At 42.6% G+C, this 17,262-nt stretch carries 18 protein-coding genes; 1 reads left to right on the forward strand and 17 read right to left on the reverse strand.

What is annotated here, in order from left to right; genetic code table 11:
- Positions 1 to 21: 21 nt before the first annotated feature.
- The 17 genes from OCV39_RS09110 to aspS all read right to left on the reverse strand — a co-directional run bounded on the left by OCV39_RS09110 (position 22) and on the right by aspS (position 15,970).
- Positions 22 to 1,056, reverse strand: a complete 1,035-nt coding sequence (locus OCV39_RS09110) for a potassium channel protein (RefSeq protein WP_261888338.1) — start codon at positions 1,054 to 1,056, stop codon at positions 22 to 24.
- A gap of 160 nt (positions 1,057 to 1,216) precedes the next feature.
- On the reverse strand, positions 1,217 to 2,278 hold the full coding sequence (gene nadA, locus OCV39_RS09115; RefSeq protein WP_017051982.1) for a quinolinate synthase NadA: 1,062 nt from the start codon (positions 2,276 to 2,278) through the stop codon (positions 1,217 to 1,219).
- Positions 2,279 to 2,401: 123 nt separating this feature from the next.
- A complete protein-coding gene (gene ybgF, locus OCV39_RS09120) occupies positions 2,402 to 3,190 on the reverse strand; it encodes a tol-pal system protein YbgF (RefSeq protein WP_171756562.1) in 789 nt (262 codons plus the stop codon).
- 15 nt (positions 3,191 to 3,205) lie between these two features.
- On the reverse strand, positions 3,206 to 3,745 hold the full coding sequence (pal, locus tag OCV39_RS09125) for a peptidoglycan-associated lipoprotein Pal (RefSeq protein WP_136993761.1): 540 nt from the start codon (positions 3,743 to 3,745) through the stop codon (positions 3,206 to 3,208).
- A gap of 32 nt (positions 3,746 to 3,777) precedes the next feature.
- Positions 3,778 to 5,130, reverse strand: a complete 1,353-nt coding sequence (gene tolB / locus OCV39_RS09130; RefSeq protein ID WP_261888339.1) for a Tol-Pal system beta propeller repeat protein TolB — start codon at positions 5,128 to 5,130, stop codon at positions 3,778 to 3,780.
- A gap of 12 nt (positions 5,131 to 5,142) precedes the next feature.
- Positions 5,143 to 6,240, reverse strand: coding sequence for a cell envelope integrity protein TolA (tolA, locus tag OCV39_RS09135; protein ID WP_017051978.1), 1,098 nt, complete (start codon positions 6,238 to 6,240; stop codon positions 5,143 to 5,145).
- Positions 6,241 to 6,254: 14 nt separating this feature from the next.
- Positions 6,255 to 6,698 carry an ExbD/TolR family protein gene (locus tag OCV39_RS09140; RefSeq protein WP_017051977.1) on the reverse strand — a complete coding sequence of 148 codons (444 nt, stop codon included), beginning with the start codon at positions 6,696 to 6,698 and terminating at the stop codon, positions 6,255 to 6,257.
- Positions 6,699 to 6,701: 3 nt separating this feature from the next.
- Positions 6,702 to 7,385, reverse strand: coding sequence for a protein TolQ (gene tolQ, locus OCV39_RS09145; RefSeq protein ID WP_017051976.1), 684 nt, complete (start codon positions 7,383 to 7,385; stop codon positions 6,702 to 6,704).
- On the reverse strand, positions 7,375 to 7,785 hold the full coding sequence (ybgC, locus tag OCV39_RS09150; RefSeq protein ID WP_017051975.1) for a tol-pal system-associated acyl-CoA thioesterase: 411 nt from the start codon (positions 7,783 to 7,785) through the stop codon (positions 7,375 to 7,377). The genes tolQ and ybgC overlap by 11 nt, the downstream gene beginning before the upstream one ends.
- A 178-nt stretch (positions 7,786 to 7,963) precedes the next feature.
- Positions 7,964 to 8,269 (reverse strand): cyd operon protein YbgE, encoded by a 306-nt coding sequence (gene ybgE, locus OCV39_RS09155; RefSeq protein WP_017051974.1) that lies wholly within the window; start codon positions 8,267 to 8,269, stop codon positions 7,964 to 7,966.
- Entirely contained in the window at positions 8,262 to 8,369 is a 108-nt protein-coding gene (gene cydX, locus OCV39_RS09160; RefSeq protein WP_000270284.1) for a cytochrome bd-I oxidase subunit CydX, read from the reverse strand. Before cydX ends, ybgE begins: the two co-directional genes overlap by 8 nt.
- Positions 8,370 to 8,380: 11 nt before the next feature.
- A complete protein-coding gene (cydB, locus tag OCV39_RS09165; RefSeq protein WP_017051973.1) occupies positions 8,381 to 9,517 on the reverse strand; it encodes a cytochrome d ubiquinol oxidase subunit II in 1,137 nt (378 codons plus the stop codon).
- A gap of 16 nt (positions 9,518 to 9,533) precedes the next feature.
- A complete protein-coding gene (cydA, locus tag OCV39_RS09170; protein ID WP_017051972.1) occupies positions 9,534 to 11,120 on the reverse strand; it encodes a cytochrome ubiquinol oxidase subunit I in 1,587 nt (528 codons plus the stop codon).
- A 574-nt stretch (positions 11,121 to 11,694) separates the two neighbouring features.
- Positions 11,695 to 12,702, reverse strand: coding sequence for a Holliday junction branch migration DNA helicase RuvB (gene ruvB, locus OCV39_RS09175; RefSeq protein WP_017051971.1), 1,008 nt, complete (start codon positions 12,700 to 12,702; stop codon positions 11,695 to 11,697).
- A 63-nt stretch (positions 12,703 to 12,765) separates the two neighbouring features.
- On the reverse strand, positions 12,766 to 13,383 hold the full coding sequence (gene ruvA, locus OCV39_RS09180) for a Holliday junction branch migration protein RuvA (protein ID WP_017051970.1): 618 nt from the start codon (positions 13,381 to 13,383) through the stop codon (positions 12,766 to 12,768).
- A 149-nt stretch (positions 13,384 to 13,532) separates the two neighbouring features.
- Positions 13,533 to 14,054 (reverse strand): crossover junction endodeoxyribonuclease RuvC, encoded by a 522-nt coding sequence (gene ruvC, locus OCV39_RS09185; protein WP_017051969.1) that lies wholly within the window; start codon positions 14,052 to 14,054, stop codon positions 13,533 to 13,535.
- A gap of 134 nt (positions 14,055 to 14,188) precedes the next feature.
- Positions 14,189 to 15,970, reverse strand: a complete 1,782-nt coding sequence (aspS, locus tag OCV39_RS09190; RefSeq protein WP_029203292.1) for an aspartate--tRNA ligase — start codon at positions 15,968 to 15,970, stop codon at positions 14,189 to 14,191.
- 278 nt (positions 15,971 to 16,248) lie between these two features.
- Here aspS and OCV39_RS09195 point away from each other — a divergent pair, with 278 nt between their 5' ends.
- Positions 16,249 to 17,133: a DUF72 domain-containing protein gene (locus tag OCV39_RS09195; protein WP_261888340.1), complete on the forward strand. Its 885-nt coding sequence runs from the start codon at positions 16,249 to 16,251 to the stop codon at positions 17,131 to 17,133.
- Positions 17,134 to 17,262 lie beyond the last annotated feature (129 nt).

Here is a 17,262-nt window from a genome sequence, read left to right on the forward strand (position 1 = left end):
GACAGAAGCTTTCATTTATATCTAATTGAGCTTATTCCAATCAAAGTGCTCAAGCCTTTCATCAGCAATATAAAAAATCTTCGTCCCAGGTTTAACTACCGTTTTTAACTCAGGGTTAAGTTCAATCCCCTCGCCTGCATCTATTGCAATCAGTGTTGCCATATGCTCGGATTTGAACATATGGAAAATAGGCTCAATTAGTGTTTCATCTTTGTCCATAGGAAAGATAGTTGAATACTGTGTCATTCCTCTCGTTGAACTTAATAACTCTTGATGCAGTGCACTTGAACCCGGATCAACGGCCGCTTTTGCTAACATTTCAGTGTCGATCGCAGGAATACATTCCGAATTAGGGCAATGTTGGTGCAATAAGCGGCTTAATGCTTCGTCTTTGAAGTAGACAAGTAAATGCGCGGTAGGGTTGATGTTTGAGCAGTACAGTGCAGCTGAAAGCGTAATATCATCTTCGGGGTTGTCAATTAAGATACAGCTTGCTTCTGCTATCTGCGCATTCTCCATCTCTTGGCTATCTGTGTAGCTCGTTACTTTTACAAACCCAATCTCGCCTGGTAACGGATTTTCGATATCTGAGCGACTGCATAGTACGATGGGTCTGCGTCCTGTCTCTTCATGTTGAAGCATTCTTATTAAGTGAATGGTTCGCTGCCCATTCCAGCCCAGCAATAAAATATGGTTTTCAACATTCATTTTTCTTTTCCCTAATAGACCAGCGCGCCAATACTCAATACCAACGCTAGCAAATTGCCCAAGTAATGCCGCAAATAATGTTAAGCCACCTGGAATAACAAACAGCATCACAGCCCACTTTCCAGCATTGGTTTCCGGTGACATATCGCCATAGCCAACCGTTGAAGCCGTCACGGCTAAATAATAAATGAAGTCAGTAAAAGAAGCGGTTAATGCGCTTTCTCCTGTCACTCTTAACAAACACCAGCTCACGCCTAGATAAACGACAAAGGCAATCAACAAGTTTCGTCCATTGAGTTCAAACAGGTTAGCATGAGCCCAACGTTTGAACTGCAACCAAATCATCATCTACTGCCTACCTTATTAATACATTTGTTAACATTCATCATGCGTTAAAACTTTTGATTAATCAACGTTATATAGGATTTTCAATATCACGTTTTCTCGCCCACAAAAAAGCCAGCATTAAAGCTGGCTTTATATAAATATAGTATAAAAAGCGTCCGCGCTATGCGTTGCCCTTCACTTTTAAATTAAGCTGTTCTGCAAAATCCAGCATACGATTTAATGGAATCAACGATTTCACTCTAAGTTCTTCACTTACGAAGATCTCATGCTGCTCACCGCCTTCTGTCAGTGCCTGCTCAATCGCTTTCAATCCATTCATTGCCATCCACGGACAATGAGCACAGCTACGACATGTTGCACCTGCACCTGCAGTTGGCGCTTCAATTAGCTCTTTCTCTGGCACAAGTTGCTGCATCTTGAAAAAGATACCTTTATCCGTCGCCACGATCATTTTTTGTTGAGGAAGCTCTTTCGCCGCCTTTATCAGTTGGCTTGTAGAACCCACAGCATCTGCAAGCTCAACCACGCTAGCTGGAGATTCAGGGTGAACAAGAATGGCAGCTTCAGGGTAGACCGCTTTCATATCCTTCAATGCTTTAGCAGAAAACTCGTCGTGAACCACACACTCACCTTGCCATAACAGCATGTCGGCGCCGGTTTGATTCGCGATGTAAGAGCCTAAGTGACGATCAGGCCCCCAAATAATTGGTTTATCTTCTGCGTCTAAATGCTCAACAATTTCTAATGCGATGCTTGATGTGACTACCCAGTCCGCTCTCGCTTTCACAGCAGCAGAAGTATTCGCATAGACAACAACGATATGATCGGGGTGAGCGTCACAGAATTCTGTAAACTTGTCTGCTGGGCAACCTAAATCTAGTGAGCATTCTGCTTCTAAGGTTGGCATGAGGATTCGTTTTTCTGGGGTCAATATTTTTGCAGACTCACCCATAAAACGAACACCAGCAATGATCAATGTACTTGCCGAATGACGATTTCCGAACTTGGCCATTTCAAGAGAATCACCGACAAAACCGCCAGTTTCTTCCGCTAGTGCCTGAATTTCAGGATCGGTATAATAATGGGCAATTAAAACCGCGTCTTTTTCTTTGAGAAGCGTTTTAATTCTCGAAATATGCAACTGCTTCTCTTCAAGAGTAAGCGGCATCGGTTTCGGAGGGAAAGGGTATACAGTGTCGATGGTGTCCAGTATATGGCTCATTGTTTTGCTCTAGCAACTTCCAATAATCCAAATAGTATAACCTTGACTAGGTTTTGAATCAAAAAGGATTCAAAAACAAAAAAGGCTGCCTCAGCAACCTTGTTTTGTATATGGGTAGCAAACCTATAAATGCGTAGCAGCCACTTTAGCTGAAGCACTTCCAGGATATTCACTAATGACTTGCTGATAGTACTTTTTCGCTTGATCGGAGTTATTATTTCTCGCTGAAATATCTCCCAACTTAACTAATGCATCCGCTCGCTTACTTGACTCTTTGTAAGAAACCACGGCTGCAAAACTTTTCACTGCGTCTTTATCTTGCTTCTTCGCAAAGTACAATTGGCCTAACCAATAATGTGCATTAGAAGCAAAGGCAGAGTCAGGGAAATCGACTTGGAACTGCTTAAATGCAGTAATGGCACCTGTGTAGTCTCGTTGCTTTAGGATCAAGTCAACCGCATTCTGGTAAGCGGTTTGCTCATCAACATCAGAGCTGAAAGTTCCACCTGTTACGGCGCTGTCTTTAGCATCCACTTTCGGTGCTTGGACAGAGCTATTTTTCACTTCACTACGGATACGATCTAACTCAATGAATAGTTCGCGCTGGCGTTCTAACATCTGTTTCATATCGTAGCTGTTTCGTTCTAGTTCGCCTCTTAATTCACTGATCTCAAGTAACATTCCATCCATTTGTTGTTGCATTTGCAGTTGAACGCGATTGCGATTTTTCAGCAAGCGTTCCAAACGTTGGATATCAGTTTCAGATGAATTTGACGCAGAAATACTAGAAGACGTAGCAGAATTCGAAGAGGTACTGTTTAGGTCAGATACTGGAGCTGGTGCAGCGAACGCAAAGTTCGCTGCACTTGCCAGTAACGTAAGCGTAACAGCACGCTTAGTGTTACTGAACATGAGGCAATTCCTCGATTAGTATACTAGAACTGCGCGGCGGTTCTTAGCGTATACGTCAGCAGACTGGCCAAGAAGAAGTGGCTTCTCTTCACCGTAGCTTACAATACTAATTTGGTCAGCTTGAACACCTAGAGCTTGAAGGTATTTACCAACAGCTGCGGCACGGCGTTCACCAAGTGCGATGTTGTACTCAGGAGTACCACGCTCATCAGCATGACCTTCAATAGTCACTTGTAGTGATGCGTTTTTGCTTAAGTAAGCGGCATGAGCAGCTAACATATCTTCGTAATCACCAGCAATTGTTGAGTTATCAAATGCAAAGTAGATAGTTTGAGTTTCACGAAGAGCTTGCTCTTTTAGCTCTTGCTCAGAAAGTGCTGCGTTCTCACCGATTGGAGAAACAACTGTTGTATCCACACCATTTGAAGAACCCGCTGTAGATTGGTTAGTCTCAGTGCCAGATGTTGAAGTTGCATCATCGCTTGAGCTACATGCTGTTACTGCTAATACAGGAAGAGCAATAAGTAACCCTTTAAGAACTTTGTTTAGTTGCATTTTTTATTTCCTTACTTTATCAAACTGAGTCGCTACAAAAACGGGGACCATGAGGGCGCTCTTACACGTCCATTTGTTGCCGGTAATCTAGCTTTGAATCGACCATCTATAGAAACCATGGATAATACATTGGTCTTGTTATAAATGGAGCTATAAATGACCATTCCGCCATTTGGGGCAATACTTGGTGATTCATCCAAGAGTGTTTTGGTTAACACTTGAACGGCACCAGTCTCCAAATCTTGTTTTGCCAAATTGAAACCAGAATTACTGCGATTCACCATAATGAGGAATCGTCCATCTGGCGTTATTTGGCCGCCTAAATTCTGGCTACCTTGCCAAGTCAAACGGTTAGTCGAACCATTTGCCAAATTTACTCTATAAATCTGAGGTTTACCACCCCGATCCGATGTGAAAACTAAGGATTTTCCATCAGGATGCCAAAACGGTTCTGTATTATTTGATCTACCGCTCGTTATTTGAGTCAATTTACGTGTTGCTAAATCCAATGTATAAACTTGCAAGCTGCCCGTTTTAGATAAGACAATAGCCAATGTCTTGCCATCAGGTGAAAATTTTGGCGCACCATTGTGTCGAGGGTATGACGTTACTTTTTCCGTCTTTCCGGTATAAATGTCCATGATGAAAACTTCAGCTTGTCCATTTTGAAAACTCACATACGCAAGCTGTCGACCATCAGGAGACCAAGCGGGAGACATTAACGGTTGCTTAGAACGCAACACAAGTTTTTCATCGTATCCATCGTAATCGGCTACGCGTAATTGGTAGGGGTATTTATCTTTATCATTCACGACGACGTAAGAGATACGAGTTAGAAATGCGCCTCTTTCCCCAGTCAACTCTTCATAAACTAAATCAGAAATACGGTGAGCATATTCACGCATTCTTTTGCCATCAATGACCGCTCTTTTGCTAAATAGGACATGGTCTTTTGACAATACAAGCTGTCCATCAGTACTCAGAGCTTTGCTTTGTCCTTGAGTTAACTGCCCACGAATCACATCAACTAATTGGTAATTGATGACAAATTTGCCCTCTGCATTTTGAGTAACAGAACCGGTAAGCAGTGAATCAACGCCTAAACTTGTCCAAGCATCAAAATCGACCTCACCCTCGTTGTAGGGAGTTTGAGGCATTTTGCTGATTTTTATCGGACTAAATTTACCACTACGTTGTAAATCTGAAGCCACAATGGCAGACACATCGTGTGGTAATGGTTTCGTACCGTCCCATTTAAAAGGAACGATCGCAATTGGTCGCGCAGAATTTATTCCGTCCGTAATCACCAATTCTAGAGCGGCATTCGCAAGTTGAACACTACTCGAAATAACCAACAGGCACCCAATGATCAGTCGTTTAAACACAAGTTATTCCTTTTACTCTGGTACTACGGTTAAATTAATATTTTTAAGCTTTTCCACTACACTCAAATCTTTTGGCAATGGAAAAGAACGAACTTGAGCTACGGCTCTTTTAGTAGCTGCGCATAACCTAGTATCACCACCAATAATCGACAAATTACTCAACATAGCATCAGCACCCGTTGGGATTAGTCTTAAATTGACTTTACAAGACTTTCCTTTATAGCTGTCTTCTAGTAACAAATTTTGTTGGATCAATTGAGTGTAAATTGCACCGTAACGATCCGTTTCAGAAGTGATGAACTGCTGCTTTGCAGAATTATTTTGTGACGCTTCATCTTCAAGGCCAGAAAAGATATTGTTCATCGCCTCTTCTTGCTGCTTGCGTTCTTTTTCCAATTGCTTTAATCGAGCTTGCTCTTTCTTAGCCAAGTCTGCTGCTTTCTTTGCCGCTTTCTCTTTTGCAATACGATCCGCTTCCGCTTTTTTTGCTGCTTCTTTTGCTCGTCGCGCTTTTTCTTTCGCAGCTTCTGCGGCTTTCTCTTTCTCTATACGTTGTTTTTCCGCTCTGGCAATGGCGGCCTCTTTTGCTACTCGTTCTTTCTCAGCCTGTGCAATCGCGGCTTGTTTCGCTACGCGTTTTTGCTCTGCTTTCTTGAGTTCAATCTCTTTCAGCTTACGGGCTTCCTCCGCTTTTTTTGCCTTCTGCTGCTCTTTCTTAACGCGCTCTTCTTGCGCTTTGCGTTTTTTCTCCGCTGCGCGTGTCGCTTTAGCTTCACGAGCTTGTTGTTCTTTGAGTTTACGTATCGACTCTTCTTCTGCTTTTCGATTTTTCTCTAGGCGTTCGCTTTCGCGTCTTAATTTTTCAAGTCTATCTTGTTCTTTGTTAGCCGCACTTTCGCGTTGCTTTCTAATTTCACGAGCTTGCTTACGCACGAGTTGCGGATCGATAACCACAGCCTGAACCATCTGTCCTGAAACTTCAGGTTTCGACATGGTAAAATCTGTTCCCCACAGCAGACCCACAACCAATATGGCATGTAAGCCTAAAGAAATGGCAACTGGTCCGCCGTAGCTACCTCGACTGTTATTTTTTTTATTGTTTTCTTTCATGCTAATACGGAAATTTATCCCTTTATGTCCGTTAATAACCCAACTTTAGGTACACCCGCTTGGCTTAATTCATCAAGGACTAATACAACGTCAGAGTATGGCGTCGCAGCATCCCCACCAACAGCAACAGGTGACTCAGGGTTTATCGACAATTCAGCTTTCACTCGTACAATAACGTCCGTTAATGACAAGCCTCGCTGCACATCTTCATTATTAACGCTTAAGCCCAAATTACCCTCTTTGTCTATTTCGACAATAATGAAACTTGACGCTTTATCACCTAATAACTCAGGTGCTGATTTCGCACTTGAGGCAGTTGGTAGCTCTACATCAACCCCTTGTGTAACAAAAGGGGATGTCACCATAAAGATGATGAGCAGGACTAACATGACATCAATATAAGGAACAACATTAATCTCAGCAGTCATTTTACGCTTTTTGCGTTGATAACCCGCCATCGATTACTCCCTTCCCGCCATTGCTTGACGGTGAAGAATGCTGTGAAACTCTTCAGAGAATGTCGCGTAGTTATGTTCTAACTTACTGACTTTGTTACTTAAGCGGTTGTAAGCCATTACTGCAGGGATAGCGGCAAATAGACCCATCGCTGTTGCAACCAGCGCTTCAGCAATACCCGGAGCAACCATGGCAAGAGTTGCCTGTTTAACTTCACCAAGGGCGATAAAGGCATGCATGATCCCCCAAACGGTTCCAAATAGACCAATGTAAGGACTAATCGAACCTACCGTAGCAAGAAAAGGTAAATTAGTTTCAAGTTCATCAACTTCACGTGCAACAGAGACGCGCATGGCTCGGCCTGTCCCTTCCATAATAAAGTCAGGAGAGGCTGCATTACTCTTACGTAATCGCGCAAACTCGGTAAAACCTGAATAAAAAATCTCTTCCGTCCCTGTAATATCATCCTTACGCTTTTTTACGTCTTGATATAGCTGGGATAAGTCCGCACCCGACCAAAATTTATCTTCAAAGGTTTCGGTATTTTTCGCGGCAGCAGCAAGTACTTTGCTACGTTTAATGATCATCGCCCAGGAAGCGACAGACATTCCCATTAAAATTAACATTACGATCTTAACTAGGATGCTAGCTTGTAAAAAGAGATCGAGAATAGAAATATCAGCATTCACTGTCGGTAAACTCCAAAATAATTGATTTAGGCATCGCCTTGGGTTTCATTTTCATATTATCGATACATGCTACCTTAACTATGGCTTTACACAATATGTCGCCATCAGGATTGACGATCTCTTGACAGAAGATCAATGAAGCTCGTTTCATTTCAGTTAGATAAGAGGCAACAGTAAGCTTGTCATCTAACTTGGCTCCTTGTAAGAAATCTATATCGATATGTCGGACTACAAAGCCGATGTTTTGTTCCAATAATACTTGCTGACTAATTCCTTTTGCTCGCAGCATCTCAGTTCGTGCGCGTTCAAAGAATTTCAGATAGTTTGAATGATAAACCACACCACCAGCATCGGTGTCTTCATAGTAAATCGTCACTGGCCAGTTAAATGTTTCTGCCATATTGATTAAATTAAAACCATCGTTAGCTTAAGTAAGCAAATACTATAACCCATCAATTACTGATTAGTATAAAAGTCACAGCTTTTTTTGAATTGAGTATAAAAAAATAGAGGCCATCTGATTAAGATAGCCTCTATTCGAATAAAAAACATTCAACTCATTGTTCCAGCATGTAATATCACGATGCCAAACGAATCATTGTTAAATAGAGCAATATGGATAGAGAGAAGTAAGGGCTAAACAATAACTGCCAATACCAAGCTCTTGGTTTAAAACCAATCCCAAAAATCATACTTGAGCATATTGCCCAAATGAGTAACGGACTGATGATTGCGTTAAAACCACCAATGCTTTGCCCGTATGTATCAGGATCCCACATAACCAAACCTACATGCATGAAGCCCAAAATCAATGCTAATGCTCTTAGCACAGTTTTATTCATGGGCGCATGTAAGCGGGTCACTTGCTCTGTGAGATTACTCACTGTCTTTATCCATCATTTCTGAGTGCTCTAACCAAAGAGCATTGATGATCCCAAAGGCACATGCCAGTAACACACCTAGGATCCATGCGAAATACCACATAGTAATGCTCCTTAATAAGCCGATGTACTGTTGTCTTCGATAAATTTCTTATCAAGACGACCAAACATTTTGTAATAAGTCCAAGTTGTGTATGCCAAAATGATTGGCACCATCACGAACGCAACACCTGTCATCAGGTTTAATGTCAGTTCACTTGAAGTCGCATCCCACATCGTTAAGCTGTGGCTAGGAACTAGGCTTGATGGCATAACAAATGGGAACATTGCTAAACCAGCCGTGAATACAACGCCAGCATTCGTTAAGCTTGATGCGATAAAGGCAATGGCACCTTTCTCAAAGCGAGATGCGATGACTGCAATTAGCGGCATGACTACGCCAAGCGCTGGTGCAATCCACATTAATGGGTATTTTTCAAAGTTCGCCATCCAAGCACCCGCTTCTCTAACCACTTCTTTGTTGATTGGGTTAGACGGAGCGGCATGATCTAGCGCACTAACAATCACATAACCATCAATGCTTTGAATCCAAAAACCTGCCGCTACAAATGCAACTGCAATCACAAGCCCCATTACCTGAGCAATAGTACGTGAACGCGTATGTACTTCATCAACGGTTTTCATCTGTAACCATGTCGCGCCTTGCAGCAAGAACATAGACAAGCTAATAACACCGCAAAGTAAAGCAAACGGATTCAATAAACCAAAGAATGAACCATGATAAGTTGGCATCATGAAGTCACTCAGTTGGAAAGGTACGCCTTGCAACAAGTTACCAAAAGCGACACCAAAAATAACTGGTGGGATCACGCCACTCGCACAAATTGCACCATCCCAAGCTTTACGCCATCTAGGATCTTCAATTTTAGAGCGGTAATCCAAACCAAGTGGGCGTAGCCATAGAGCTGCTAACGCGACAATCATTGCAAAGTAGAAGCCAGAGAATGATGTTGCGTACACTAATGGCCAAGCTGCAAATAAAGCACCACCAGCAGTAATTAACCAAACTTGGTTACCATCCCAGTGTGGAGCGATAGTATTAATCATCACTCGACGCTCTGTATCGTTTTTACCGATTACTGTAACCAAGGCACCCACACCTAAGTCAAAGCCATCCGTTACGGCGAAACCAACCAGTAATACACCAATTAGTATCCACCAAATAAGTCGTAAGATTTCGTAATCAAACATAATTGTGCTTCCTCACTTATACTTCTACTTGGCGACTAACTTTGTCTTCAACAGAGTTTTCGTCTTGTTCAAAGTGATAACGACCTGTTTTTAGACTACTTGGTCCTTTACGTGCAAATTTCACCATTAGGAAAACTTCTGCAATTAGGAACACCGTGTAAAGCGCTAGAATGGCAAACAGTGATGACCATAGCTGACCCATTGTCAGAGCAGAAACCGCCACATTCACAGGTAAGATTTCACCAACAGCCCATGGTTGACGACCGAATTCAGCAACAAACCAACCGGCTTCGATTGCAATCCAAGGTAGTGGCATGCCGTACAACGCCGCTTTTAATAACCACTTCTTCTGACCAATTTTTTGGCGGCAGGTTTGAATAAACGCAAAGCCAAAAATCAGAAGCATCGCAACGCCACATGCAACCATGATTCGGAATGAGAAGAATAGAGGCCAAACCGTCGGAATTGAATCGTCCGCAGCAGCTTGAATCTGGTCTTCAGTCGCATCGACAACATTGTCGGTATAGCGTTTAAGTAGAAGTCCGTAGCCAAGATCATTCTTAACTTCGTCAAATGCCGCTTTGTTAGCATCTGTCTTGTCACCAGCACGCAGCTTTTCAAGCAATTCGTAAGCATACATACCTGTGCGGATACGCTCTACGTGCTCTTCACGTAAATCACGTAAGCCTGTCACTTGAGTATCAAAAGAGCGAGTTGCAATAATACCCATTACGTAAGGGATCTTAATGGCGAAATCAGTATGCATCTCTTCTTGGTTAGGTAAACCAAACACAGTAAATGCTGCTGGTGCTTCTTCGGTATGCCACTCGGCTTCAATCGCCGCAAGCTTCACTTTCTGCACTTCACCTAGTTCATAACCAGACTCATCGCCTAGAACCATTACCGATAAAATAGCGGCCATACCGAAAGAGGCGGCAATCGCGAATGAGCGGCGAGCAAAGGCAACATCTCTGCCTTTTAATAGGTAGTAAGAGCTGATACCAAGTACGAACATTGAACCTGCGGTATAACCAGAGGCAACAGTATGAACAAATTTAACTTGCGCTACAGGGTTGAAAACGACTTCAGCAAAGCTGACCATTTCCATACGCATGGTTTCGAAGTTAAATTCTGCGCCGACAGGGTTTTGCATCCAGCCGTTCGCAATCAAGATCCATAGTGCAGAGAAGTTTGAACCTAACGCAACCAACCAAGTTACGGCCAAATGTTGTCGTTTAGATAACCTATCCCAACCGAAGAAGAAGAGACCCACAAAAGTAGATTCAAGGAAAAAGGCAACTAAGGCTTCAATGGCAAGCGGAGCACCAAAAATATCACCTACGTAATGAGAATAGTAAGACCAGTTGGTTCCGAACTGGAATTCCATGGTAAGGCCTGTTGCCACACCAAGTGCAAAGTTAATCCCGAATAGCTTACCCCAGAACTTTGTCATGTCCTTATAGATTTGCTTATCGGTCATTACATATAGAGACTCCATGATGGCAAGCAAAAATGCCATACCTAAAGTCAATGGAACGAATAAGAAGTGATACATCGCCGTGAATGCAAACTGCAATCGCGAGAGATCAACAACGTCAATCATGGTAACTCCTTTGTGTCGGCTGAGTGACACGTTAGACATTCTGCAACATCAGCGTGAAATGTTAAACCACCCCACAAACTGTTATTAATAAAGAAATTATTGTTGCGAAAATGTACTCCAATGGTTAGTTATTTGTTAAGCGATAGCTAATATAGCTAGAGCTAATATTACTGCTAAAATCAGATTGTTTCAAAAGGTTTATAACCAATTCTTGCTTTGATTTAAGTCAATTAAACACCAAGCAATTTGATTGCTTTTTACCCAACTTGATTTAGATCAACCGAACATTAACCTCTAAGGTTACAGTCCGTGATAAAAGTCATGAATAGTGATTGTTTTATTAACAGAACACCCAAATAAAAACACACAAAATCCACATATTCCGCTCTTTCGATACTAAGCATTAATCAACTTACCAAAAATGGAATCATAGATTGCATTGTGCGATAGGTGGTTTCAGTTCTACAAATATCAAAAAAGCCGACTTATTCTTAAAGTCGGCTCTTCTAGCGGTACTGCTATGATGGTTTACTTGTGATTGCTCTAGACTAAAGGTCTAACCATCTTAGTTGTTTTACTGTTTATCGATCCCAAAGTGTAAATACGCTCTATCAGTCGCAATTCGACCGCGAGGTGTTCGTTGAAGATAGCCTTGCTGAATCAAATAAGGCTCTAGCACATCTTCAATCGTATCTTTCTCTTCACCTATTGCTGCGGCTAAATTATCTAACCCTACCGGGCCGCCTGAAAATTTTTCCATGATGGCCAGCAACAATTTTCTGTCCATGTAATCGAAACCTTGATTATCGACATCAAGCATGTCGAGCGCTTTATCCGCTATATCTGAACAAATGTGTCCATTGCCTTTTACTTCAGCATAATCACGAACCCGACGTAACAATCGGTTGGCAATACGTGGCGTACCTCGGGCACGACGAGCTACTTCGAGTGCGCCCTCTGAATCCATCGACAAGCCTAAACAATCCGCACTGCGCTGCACAATATGTTGTAGATCTTTGACATTGTAATACTCAAGACGTTGAACAATACCAAATCGGTCTCTCAGCGGTGACGTTAATGACCCCGCTCTCGTGGTTGCCCCTATCAGAGTAAAGGGTGGCAGATCGATTTTAATGGAGCGTGCTGCTGGGCCTTCACCAATCATGATGTCGAGCTGGTAATCTTCCATTGCAGGGTAGAGGATCTCTTCAACAATAGGGCTCAGACGGTGAATTTCATCAATAAATAAGACGTCATTCTCTTCTAGGTTGGTCAACAAAGCAGCCAGATCCCCTGCTTTTTCCAAAACAGGTCCAGAAGTGGTGCGAATATTCACTTCCATCTCATTCGCGACAATATTAGCAAGCGTAGTTTTACCAAGCCCTGGAGGCCCAAAGATCAACAGATGGTCAAGAGGCTCTTCACGCATTTGTGCGGCTTTAATGAAAATTTCCATCTGATCGCGGACATGATCCTGACCTCGGTAGTCAGCCAGTTTCTTCGGACGTATCGCACGGTCAATAACATCTTCATCTTTAAAGACTGGATTATCAGGGGCGATTAAACGATCAGCTTCAATCATCAATTACTCTACTTTTATAGTGATTTGTTTAAATAGTTAAATTCGAAAGCGGTGGCTCTCACTTTACACCATTGCTCTTAGCGCTTCTCTAATTAAAGCTTCGCTGCTCATGTCAGGTTTCGCTACTTGTGAAACTATCTTAGATGCTTGAACAGGCTTGTACCCCAAAGCAAGCAACGCACTTACTGCTTCATCTTTGGCACTGTTAGGGTTCGTAATCGTACCATTATCACTTGGTGCCGCATCTGTTGCAGGAGTGAACAAATCACCTTCTCCCCACCCCTTTAGACGATCCTTCATTTCTACCACTAAACGTTCAGCGGTTTTCTTACCTACACCCGGTAATTTCACTAATGTAGAAATGTCTTCTCGTTCAACACTTGAGACAAATTGGCTCGCGGTCATACCCGACAAGATACCCAAACCTAATTTTGGTCCAACACCATTCGCTTTTATAACTTCTCTGAACAAAGCGCGCTCTTTAACGGTGTTAAATCCATAAAGTAACTGTGCATCTTCACGAACCACAAAGTGGGTATAAATAATGGCCTCATCACCTATATTTGGTAATTCATAAAAACAGCTCATTGGCATTTGAACTTCATAACCAATTCCGCTGACTTCAATCAATAGTTCAGGAGGCTGCTTTTCAATGAGGGTTCCACGAAGACGTCCAATCACAATTCATTCTCTTAAGGATAAAATACGCAAATAAGAATATAAAAGAACTGGATACATATCCAGTTCTTTATTGTTGTTCACTGTATGAATTTGAGCTAAATAGTCGTTAAGTGATTATATCGACTAAAAGATCGCCACAATAAAAATCACTACCTATAACGCCCTCTTTTTGCTCCTGTCGCTTTCCCAGCTAATGCAATCAATGTTTTATTGGTATTCGCATGACAAATTGCCACACCTAACCCATCAGCGGCATCCGCTTGAGGCTTGGCTGGTAGCTTTAGCATCGTCATCACCATATGCTGAACTTGCGCTTTATCTGCTCCACCAGAACCGGTAACCGCTTGCTTAATTAGCCTCGCAGCATATTCATAAACGGGTAAATCGGCATTCACTGCGGCAACAATCGCACTACCACGGGCTTGACCTAGCTTGAGAGCTGAATCGGCATTCTTCGACATAAAGACTTGTTCAATGGCAAATACATCCGGTTGAAACTGAGTGATGATCTCCGTCACTCCGGCGTATATTTGCTTGAGTCGCCCTGGAAGCTCTTTTTCAGACATACGGATACAACCACTACCTAAATAGTGTAGGTGGCGACCATTTTGTTTGATCACACCGTAACCTGTAATGCGAGAACCCGGATCGATTCCTAAAATAATTGACATAAATCCTTACCATCCCAAGCTAAATAAAGCGGCTGCATTTTGCTCAATTCAGTTTGGCATAAATATAAAAATGCCCGTAACAAAACGGGCATTCATTGTTAAAACTTAACGAACAAGAGTCCACTCGAGATTGATTACTCGGCGTCTTTCTCTTTTTTCGCTAAATTAACGGCAATTGCTAACTCTTCTAGTGATGCTGGGTTAGCAAGACTAGGCGCGTCCGTCAACAGACAAGCAGCCGCTGTTGTTTTAGGGAATGCGATAACGTCACGGATGTTCTCTGTACCACAAAGTAACATTGCAAGGCGATCAAGACCAAAAGCAAGACCAGCATGTGGTGGCGTACCGTATTTTAGAGCTTCAAGTAAGAAACCGAATTTCTCTTGTTGCTCTTTCGCTTCAATACCTAAGATATTAAATACTGCTGTTTGCATGTCTGAGTTGTGAATACGAACAGAACCACCACCGACTTCGTAGCCATTGATAACCATATCGTAAGCATCAGAATTCGCAGCAGCCGGATTAGCTTGAAGCTCTTCCGCTGTCATGCCTAGAGGTGATGTGAATGGGTGGTGCATGGCATGCAAGTTACCTTCACCATCTTCTTCAAACATTGGGAAATCGATAACCCAAAGTGGTGCCCACGCTTTCTTATCTGTCAGCTCAAGATCGTCACCAAGTTTGATACGTAGAGCGCCCATTGCCTCAGCAACGATACCCGCTTTATCTGCACCAAATAGGATGATATCGCCTGTTTCAGCTTCAGTACGCTCAAGAATACCATTCACGATATCTTCGCTTAGGAACTTAGCAACTGGAGATTGAACACCTTCAAAGCCCGCAGCACGATCGTTCACTTTCATCCATGCTAAGCCTTTCGCGCCGTAGATACCGACAAATTTACCGTACTCGTCAATTTGCTTACGAGACAGTTTAGCACCGCCAGGAACACGAATTACCGCAACACGACCTTTTTCATCATTCGCAGGGCCAGCAAATACTTGGAACTCCACATCTTTTACAAGATCGGCAACGTCAACAAGTTCTAGTGGGTTACGTAGATCAGGCTTGTCAGAACCAAAACGACGAATCGCTTCAGAGAATGGCATCACCGGGAATTGACCTAGCTCGACATCTAAAAGCTCTTTCCACATGTCGTGTACAAGACGCTCTGTTACATCACGAACTTCTTGAGAAGACATGAATGATGTTTCGATATCGATTTGAGTAAATTCAGGCTGACGATCAGCACGTAAATCTTCATCACGGAAACATTTTACGATTTGGTAGTAACGGTCAAATCCAGACATCATCAGCAGCTGTTTGAACAACTGTGGAGATTGTGGAAGCGCGTAAAAGCTACCTTTATGAACACGGCTAGGGACTAAGTAGTCACGAGCACCTTCTGGTGTTGCTTTAGTAAGTACAGGCGTTTCAATATCTAAGAATAGGTTCTCATCTAAGAAACGGCGCACAAAGCTAGAAGCACGAGCACGTAGTTTAATACGATCGCTCATCTCTGGACGACGCAAATCGATGTAACGGTACTTAAGACGCTGCTCTTCTGAGTTCGTTTGGTTGAAGTCTAGTGGAAGCGCTTCTGAACGGTTGATGATTTCAAGACCGCTTGCTAATAATTCCACTTCACCTGTTGCCATATCTTTATTAACTTGGCTGTCAGGGCGAACACGAACTTCACCTGTAAATTTGATACAGAACTCATTACGCAGTTGGCTAGCTACCTCAAATACATCTTTCATATCTGGGTCAATAACTACCTGAACGACACCTTCACGATCTCGCATATCAATGAAGATAAGACCGCCTAAATCACGGCGACGGTTAACCCAGCCGCAAAGTTCTACAGTTTGTCCTGCAAGGGACTTGTTCAGGTCACCACAGTAATGGGTACGCATAATGAATTTCCCAATCTCTTTAATAATGTCTAATTCTAGGCTGCCAGAAAATGGACTTCCGACAGAGCAAAGTGTCATTTATACGCTGAAAATCACTTAAAATCGACCTTCCAGAATACAATTTGTTGTGTTTTATCATGCTTTGATGCATTTCACCCCAACAAGCGGCTAAATAAACATCAAAAGTCTAACTATTTATCGGATTATATCGTTACCGTTTCCAAACGATCAAAAGTTTCGTACAGTTAAATATCGGCCACTTACTTCACAGAGAGATGATGACTCAATTACCCATTCGACTTGGATTAACCATGTGGTCGCACTCTCAGTGGCAAGCAAGCTTCTATGGAAGTGGTACTAAACCAGCAGAAAGGCTCGAAAAATATTCTCAGGTCTTTCATACCGTCGAGGGTAACACCACTTTTTATGCGACCCCGTCAATGGCGACAATTCAAAACTGGCAAGCCAGTACGCCAGATGAATTTCGCTTCACATTTAAGCTTCCAAAAGAGATCACCCACCAGCAGATGCTGCGTCATAGCCAGCAAAGCTTGAAAGATTTCTTAATTGTGATGCAGCCGCTCTGGTCTAAAATTGGTCAATGGACCATCCAACTGCCTGCCGCTTTCTCTCCTGCGGACTTACCTGTTTTACAGAAGTTCTGCCAAGGTTTTCCGCCAGAAATGAAATTAGGCATTGAGGTCCGCCATTTGGGCTTCTTCAATAAGAATGATGACGAAAAACGGTTTAATCAGTGGTTAATTGAAAACAACATCAACCGGATCATTATGGACAGTCGTCCTGTGTTTTCAGCTCCGCCGACAACGGAAGCGGTAAGAGAAGCACACAAAAATAAACCCAAAGTCCCTACCCATGCCATTGCAACAAGCACCAACCCAATGATCCGCTTCATTGGACACCCAGATATTGAAGCTAATGTGGCTTTTTTCCAACCTTGGCTTGTGAAGCTCTCCACTTGGATCCAACAAGGAAAGCAACCCTATTTAATGATTCATACACCAGATAACGTTGAAGCACCTGAACTAGCGCTCAAACTTTATGGTCTGTTACAGCAAGACTTAACCCTTCAACAACGGCATACCCTGCCACCCCTCCCCACTTTTCCGAATAGCGTGAACAGCCCACAAATCGATATGTTTTGAGTGTGTAAATCTACTTCCTCATTATTAATGACAAAGTGAGCAATTTTTCATAAAATACGCCCCCTTTTTACAGTCAATATTCGCCAATTCTGAATATTGACTGTATTCGCAACACTAATTTGTAACGTT

This window comes from Vibrio cortegadensis (assembly GCF_024347395.1).
GTDB lineage: Bacteria > Pseudomonadota > Gammaproteobacteria > Enterobacterales > Vibrionaceae > Vibrio > Vibrio cortegadensis.

Coding starts and splice junctions, on each gene's coding strand:
- OCV39_RS09110 (WP_261888338.1), bottom strand. CDS start 1,056: ATGATGATTTGGTTGCAGTTCAAACGTTGGGCTCATGCTAACCTGTTT.
- nadA (WP_017051982.1), bottom strand. CDS start 2,278: ATGAGCCATATACTGGACACCATCGACACTGTATACCCTTTCCCTCCG.
- ybgF (WP_171756562.1), bottom strand. CDS start 3,190: ATGTTCAGTAACACTAAGCGTGCTGTTACGCTTACGTTACTGGCAAGT.
- pal (WP_136993761.1), bottom strand. CDS start 3,745: ATGCAACTAAACAAAGTTCTTAAAGGGTTACTTATTGCTCTTCCTGTA.
- tolA (WP_017051978.1), bottom strand. CDS start 6,240: ATGAAAGAAAACAATAAAAAAAATAACAGTCGAGGTAGCTACGGCGGA.
- OCV39_RS09140 (WP_017051977.1), bottom strand. CDS start 6,698: ATGGCGGGTTATCAACGCAAAAAGCGTAAAATGACTGCTGAGATTAAT.
- ybgC (WP_017051975.1), bottom strand. CDS start 7,785: ATGGCAGAAACATTTAACTGGCCAGTGACGATTTACTATGAAGACACC.
- cydX (WP_000270284.1), bottom strand. CDS start 8,369: ATGTGGTATTTCGCATGGATCCTAGGTGTGTTACTGGCATGTGCCTTT.
- cydB (WP_017051973.1), bottom strand. CDS start 9,517: ATGTTTGATTACGAAATCTTACGACTTATTTGGTGGATACTAATTGGT.
- cydA (WP_017051972.1), bottom strand. CDS start 11,120: ATGATTGACGTTGTTGATCTCTCGCGATTGCAGTTTGCATTCACGGCG.
- ruvB (WP_017051971.1), bottom strand. CDS start 12,702: ATGATTGAAGCTGATCGTTTAATCGCCCCTGATAATCCAGTCTTTAAA.
- ruvC (WP_017051969.1), bottom strand. CDS start 14,054: ATGTCAATTATTTTAGGAATCGATCCGGGTTCTCGCATTACAGGTTAC.
- aspS (WP_029203292.1), bottom strand. CDS start 15,970: ATGCGTACCCATTACTGTGGTGACCTGAACAAGTCCCTTGCAGGACAA.
- OCV39_RS09195 (WP_261888340.1), top strand. CDS start 16,249: ATGACTCAATTACCCATTCGACTTGGATTAACCATGTGGTCGCACTCT.